Source organism: Pseudomonas palmensis, assembly GCF_017848315.1.
In the GTDB taxonomy this organism is placed as follows: Bacteria; Pseudomonadota; Gammaproteobacteria; order Pseudomonadales; family Pseudomonadaceae; genus Aquipseudomonas; species Aquipseudomonas palmensis.
Genome location: NZ_JAFKEC010000106.1, coordinates 1 through 6,758 on the forward strand (window position 1 = coordinate 1; position 6,758 = coordinate 6,758).

A 6,758-nucleotide genomic window follows, 5' to 3' on the forward strand; every position below is an offset into this window, starting at 1 on the left:
TGCAGCAGGCCTATGTGGCGCCCCACAGCGAGCGCGAGCAGCAGGTGGCGGCGATCTGGGCGCAGGTGCTGCAGGTGGAGCAGGTGGGCCTGACCGACAACTTCTTCGAGCTGGGCGGGCACTCGCTACTGGCAACCCAGGTGATGGTGCGGCTGCGCGAAGTGCTGGGCATCGAGGCGGCACTCAAGGACCTGTTCGAATACCCCGAGCTGGGGGAGTTCGTGCGCAGCCTCGAGGAAAAAAACCTTGGAATTGATCCACTTCAGGCGCAATTGGCTAAATCCCTGGAGGCACTCAAACGTCTAACTACGGAGGAACTTGATGAGCTGATTTCTTAAGGGGTATTCCAATGCAGGCGTTGCTCGATTCCGTAAAATCGCTGTCTCCCAAAGAGCGCAAGGCGCTGGCCACGCTGCTCAAGCGTCAAGGCGTGAATCTTTACGGCGTCGCCCCCATCTCCCCGAGGGGAGCGGGGGAGCCTGCAGTGCTCTCGTATGCCCAGCAGCGTCAATGGTTCCTGTGGCAACTGGAGCCCGAAAGCACCGCCTACAACGTTCCGGTCGCCCTGCGTCTGAAGGGCGACCTGGACCTGGAGGCCTTGCGTTCGAGCTTCCAGGCGATGATCGATCGTCACGAGATCCTGCGCACCACTTTCCAGCAGGACGGCGATCATGCCGTTCAACTGATTGCACCGGCCACTGCCTTTTCGTTGCAGGCCCAGGCTCTGGACCACGCACCGGGCGTTGACCTGGAGCCACTGCTCAAGCGCCAGGTAGAGGAGGAAACCCAACGGCCCTTCGATCTCGAAAAGGGGCCGCTGCTGCGCGTGAAGCTGCTGCGTCTGGCTTCGCGCGAGCATGCGCTGGTGCTGACGCTGCACCACAGTATTGCGGATGGTTGGTCGATGCCGATCATCGTCGATGAATTGATCCAGGGTTATGAAGCCAGCCGTCGTGGGCAGTCGGCACAGCGGCCGGCACTGCCGATCCAGTACGCCGATTACGCGATCTGGCAGCGCGACTGGATGGAGGCCGGCGAGCAGGAGCGCCAGCTCGCCTACTGGCAGGCCAGACTGGGCGGCGACCAGCCGGTGCTGGAGCTGCCCACCGATCACCCGCGGCCTGCGGTACAGCGCGATGCCGGTGCCAACCTTGGGCTGGAACTGCCCGGCGAGCTGGCCCAGCGCCTCAAGGTGCTGGCCCAGCAGCAGGGCGTGACCTTGTTCATGCTGTTGCTGGCCAGCTTCCAGTGCCTGCTGCAGCGCTATTCGGGCCAGCACGATATCCGCGTGGGCGTGCCCATCGCCAACCGCAACCGCGCCGAAACCGAGGCCCTGATCGGCTTCTTCGTGAACACCCAGGTGATGAAGGCCGATTTCGACCTGCACACGACCTTCCTGGCGCTGTTGCAACAGGTCAAGCAGGCTGCAATCGAGGCGCAGGCCCATCAGGACCTGCCGTTCGAACAACTGGTGGATGCACTGGAGTCCGAGCGCAGCCTCAGTCACAGCCCGCTGTTCCAGGTGATGTTCAATCACCAGGCCACCTCCCGGCAGCAGACCCGCCTGCTGTCGGACCTGACCGTGGAGGTGCTGGCCTGGGAGGAAAGCAGTGCCCAGTTCGACCTGTCGCTGAACACGGTCGAGCACGCCTCGGGTATCGCGGCGACGCTGACCTATGCCACCGACCTGTTCGAACGCAGTACCATCGAGCGGATGCTGGGGCACTGGCACAACCTGCTGCAGGGTATTGCCGATCAGCCTGAACGACGCATTGCCGAGCTGCCCCTGCTGGACCCCCGGCAGCGCCAGCAGGTGCTGGGCGACTGGAACCGTACCGAGGCGGCATATCCTGTCGATTGTTGCGTGCACCAGCTGGTCGAGGCACAGGTGGCCAGCACCCCGCATGCCACCGCATTGGTGCATGGTGAGCAGGTACTGACCTACCAGCAGCTCAACCGGCGTGCCAACCAGCTGGCGCACAGATTGCGCGAGCTGGGTGTGGGGCCCGAGGTGATGGTGGGGGTGGCGCTTGAGCGCAGCCCCGAGCTGGTGGTGGGTCTGCTGGCGGTGCTCAAGGCAGGGGGTGCCTATGTGCCGCTGGACCCGGAGTACCCGCAGGAACGTCTGGCCTACATGATCAATGACAGTCGGGCCTTGCTGTTGCTGTCGCAGTCGAGCCTGTTGCCACGCCTGCCCGAAGGCCTGCTTGCCCAGGCCGTACTGCTCGACCAACTGGTGCTGGATGACTGCCCCGACGCTGACCTGCCGAACCTGACCGCACCGGGCAACCTGGCCTACAGCATCTATACCTCCGGCTCCACCGGACAGCCCAAGGGCGTCCTGATCGAGCACCGCAATACCGTGGCTTTGATCGCCTGGGCGCAGTCGGTGTACAGCCCCGGTGATCTGCACGGGGTGCTGGCATCCACCTCGGTGTGTTTCGACCTCTCGGTGTGGGAGATTTTCGTCACGCTCTCGTGCGGCGGCTACGCAATTGTGGCCAATAACGCGCTGGAATTGCCCACCCTGGCTGCCCGCGACCAGGTGAGTCTTATCAATACGGTACCTTCGGCAATCAAGGCGCTGCACGATGCCGGGCAGCTGCCTAGCAGCGTGCGCATGATCAACCTGGCCGGCGAGGCGTTGAAGCAGTCGCTGGTCGACCAGTTGTATCAGGCCGGCGGGGTGGAAAAGGTCTACGACCTGTATGGCCCCTCCGAAGACACCACCTACTCGACCTTCACGCTCAGGACAGCGCAGGGCCGCGCCAACATCGGCCGGCCGGTCAGCAACAGCCGGGTCTACCTGCTCGACGGTGCGGGCGGCACGGTGCCGGTGGGCGCTGCCGGCGAGCTGTGCCTGGCAGGTGCCGGACTGGCCCGTGGCTATGCCGGGCGCGCCGCACTGACTGCGGAAAAATTCCTGCCCGACCCGTTCGACACCAGCGTGCAGGGTGGCGGGCGGCTGTACCGTACCGGTGACCTGGCGCGCTACCGCGAGGACGGGGTGATCGAGTACGTGGGGCGTATCGATCATCAGGTGAAGATCCGTGGCTTCCGTATCGAGCTGGGCGAGATCGAGGCCAGGTTGCAGGCCCACCCGGCGATCCGCGAGGCAGTAGTGATCGATGTGCCAGCCGCCAGCGGTCGACAACTGGTGGCCTACCTGGTGCTCGACGCGCCTTCGCTGCCCGACGACGAAGCGCAGAAGCGTCTGCGCAACGACCTGCGCGAGCACCTGAAAGCAGCGCTGCCGGACTACATGGTGCCGGCGCACCTGATGTACCTGCAGGCCCTGCCGCTCACCGCCAATGGCAAGCTCGACCGCAAGGCACTGCCCGAGCCCGATGCGAGCCAGTTGCAGCAGGCCTATGTGGCACCGCAGAGCGAGCTCGAACAACGCATCGCGGCGATCTGGGCCGGCGTGCTCAAGCTGGAGAAGGTGGGCCTGACCGACAACTTCTTCGAACTGGGCGGCGACTCGATCATCTCGATCCAGGTGGTCAGCCGCGCGCGCCAGGCCGGTATCCACTTCACCCCCAAGGCGCTGTTCCAGCACCAGACTGTGCAGGGCCTGGCTTCGGTGGCCCGGCTGGGCGAACAGGCACAACAGATCAACCAGGGGCCGATGCAGGGTCAGGCGTTGCTGCTGCCGGTGCACCAGTACTTTTTTGACGAGGCAATACCCGAACAGCACCACTGGAACCAGGCGCTGCTGCTCAGGCCCGGTCAGGCGCTGAAGGCGCCCGTGCTGGATCAGGCCCTGCAAGCGTTGCTGACCCATCACGATGCCCTGCGCCTGCGCTACACCCGGCAGGCCGATGGCGCGTGGGCGGCAGAGTATGGCGCCCCTGGCGGTGTGCGCGAGCTGCTGTGGACGCAGCCGGTGGCCGACGCCGAGGCCTTGCAGGGGCTGTGTGAAACGGCCCAGCGCAGCCTTGATCTTGAGCGCGGCGAGCTGCTGCGCGCGGTACTCGCGACGCTGCCCGATGGCAGCCAGCGCCTGTTGCTGGCCATCCACCACCTGGTGGTGGATGGCGTGTCGTGGCGCATTCTGCTCGAAGACCTGCAGAGCGCCTACACCCAACTGGCCGCCGGCCAGGTGGTGAACCTGCCACCCAAGACCAGCTCGACCCAGGCCTGGGCGCAGCGCCTGCAGGCGCACGCGGCCGACCTGCAAGGTGAACTGGCCTACTGGAGCAGCGAACTGGCGGGCGCCAGTGCCGAGCTGCCCTGCGACAATCCGCAGGGGTCGCTGCAAAGCGTGCATGGTATCGAGGTGCAGACGCACCTGGACGCCGTCACCACCCGCCAGTTGCTGCAGCAGGCTCCGGCGGCCTACCGCACCCAGGTCAACGACCTGCTGCTGACCGCCCTGGCGCGGGTGATCGCGCGTTGGACCGGGCGCGACGAGGTGCTGATCCAGCTCGAAGGCCACGGCCGCGAGGCGCTGTTCGACACTATCGACCTGACCCGTACCGTGGGCTGGTTCACCAGCATGTTCCCGGTCAGGCTCAGCCCCGTCGACAGCCTCGACGGCTCGATCAAGCGCATCAAGGAGCAACTGCGCGCGGTGCCTGACAAGGGCATCGGTTTCGGCGCACTGCGCTACCTGGGCGACGCGCAGGCCCGTGAAGCCCTGGCCGCGCTGCCGCTACCGCGCATCACCTTCAACTACCTGGGCCAGTTCGACGCCAGCTTTGCCGACGAGCAGGGGGAGGGCGGTTTCTTCACCCCGGCCCGCGAGTCTGCCGGCGCCACCCAGAGCCCGCAGGCACCACTGGGCAACTGGTTGTCGATCAACGGCCAGGTGTATGGCGGCGAACTGAAGCTGGGCTGGAGCTTCAGCCGTCAGATGTTCGACGCGCCGACCATCCAGGCCCTGGCCCAGGCCTACGCCGAAGAGCTCAAGGTGCTGGTTGCCCATTGTGTGCACCCAGGCAGCGTTGGCGTGACGCCTTCGGATTTCCCGCTGGCCAGGCTGACCCAGGTGCAGCTGGACAGCCTGCCGATTGCCGCCAGCGAGATCGACGACATCTATCCGCTGTCGCCGATGCAGCAGGGCATGCTGTTCCATTCTCTGTACGAGCAGGGCAGCGGCCACTACATCAACCAGATGCGGGTGGACGTGGAGGGGCTGGATGTCGAGCGTTTCCGGCAGGCCTGGCAAGACGCCATGGCCCGGCATGAGGTGCTTCGCGCCAGTTTCGTGACCGGCTTCGAACAGCCCGTGCAGGTGATTCGCAAGCAGCTCGAACTGCCGTTCGTCGAACTGGACTGGCGAGCCCGGCCTGACCTGCAGGCACAACTGGACAGCTGGGCCGAGGCCGATCTGCAACGCGGCTTCGACCTGCAGCACCAGGCGCTGCTGCGTCTGGCAGTGATCCGTACCGGAAACGAGCGCCATCACCTTGTCTACACGAGCCACCACATCCTGCTGGATGGCTGGAGCAATTCGCAGTTGCTCGGTGAAGTGCTGCAGCGCTATGCCGGCCAGGCACCCGCCCGCTCGGTGGGACGCTATCGCGACTACATCCAGTGGCTGTCCGAGCAGGACAGCTCGCGCACCGAGGCGTTCTGGCAGCAGCAGGTACGTGACCTCACCGAGCCGACGCGCCTGGTGCAGGCGCTGCGCAGTGACAAGGCGCAGTTGGGGCAGGGCCATGCCAACCATTTCCAGTTGCTGGATGTGCAGGCCACCCAGGCGTTGGGCGAGTTCGCCCGCCAGCAGCGGGTAACGGTCAATACGGTAATGCAGGCCGCCTGGCTGTTGCTGCTGCAACGCTACAGCGGACAGGCCTGCGTCAGCTTCGGCGCCACCGTGTCGGGGCGCCCGGCCGAGCTGGCCGGGGTGGAGGAGCAACTGGGGCTGTTCATCAACACCCTGCCGGTGGTCGCCAGCCCTTCGCCCGAACAGGCCGTAGGGGCCTGGCTGGAGCAGTTGCAGGCACAGAACCTGTTGCTGCGCGAGCATGAGCACAGCCCGTTGAGCGAGATCCAGCGTCTGGCAGGCTCGGGCGGCGAGGGGTTGTTCGACACCTTGCTGGTGTTCGAGAACTATCCGGTGGCCGAGGCGCTGCAACAAGGGGCGCCGGCGGGGCTCAGGTTCTTCGACACCCGGAACCACGAGCAGACCAACTTCCCACTGACCTTGATCATCGGCCTGGGCGCGCAGCTGTCGGTGCAGTATGCCTACGATCAGGCGCAATTCAGCAGGGCGGGCGTGGAACAGATCGCCCGGCATTTCACCCAGTTGTTGCAAGGTATCGTGCGGCAGGCCGGGCAGCGCATTGCCGAACTGGCGTTGCTGGATGGCCAGGAGCAGGCGCGCATCGTGCAGGCGTGGAACCCGGTCGAGGCGGAGCACGCGCCCGGGCCGTGCATTCACCAGCACATCGCGGCGCAGGCGAACAGGACCCCGCAGGCCATCGCGGTGGCCTTCGGCGAGCAGTCGCTCAGCTATGCCGCGCTCGACCAGCGTGCCAACCAGCTGGCGCACAAGTTGCGCGAACAGGGCGTGGGGCCGGATGTACTGGTCGGCCTGGCGGTGGAGCGCAGCCTGGAGATGGTGGTCGGCGTGCTGGGCATTCTCAAGGCCGGCGGCGCCTATGTGCCGCTGGACCCGGAGTACCCGCAGGATCGTCTGGCCTACATGATCGAGGACAGCGGCATCAAGCTGCTGCTGACCCAGGCGCACCTGGAGTTGCCTGTTACTGCATCGGTCGAGCGCGTGATCCTCGAGAGCGGCGCTGCATGGC

Annotated in this window: 2 protein-coding genes; both read left to right on the plus strand. The window is 65.7% G+C overall.

Features of this window, described 5'->3' with window-relative positions; translation table 11 throughout:
* The coding region (locus tag JZZ72_RS27340) for a phosphopantetheine-binding protein (RefSeq protein WP_210015471.1) at positions 1-338 on the plus strand (338 nt) is incomplete at its 5' end.
* A 92-nt stretch (positions 339-430) separates the two neighbouring features.
* On the plus strand, positions 431-6,758 hold a 6,328-nt coding region (locus JZZ72_RS27345), incomplete at its 3' end, for an amino acid adenylation domain-containing protein (protein WP_456291245.1).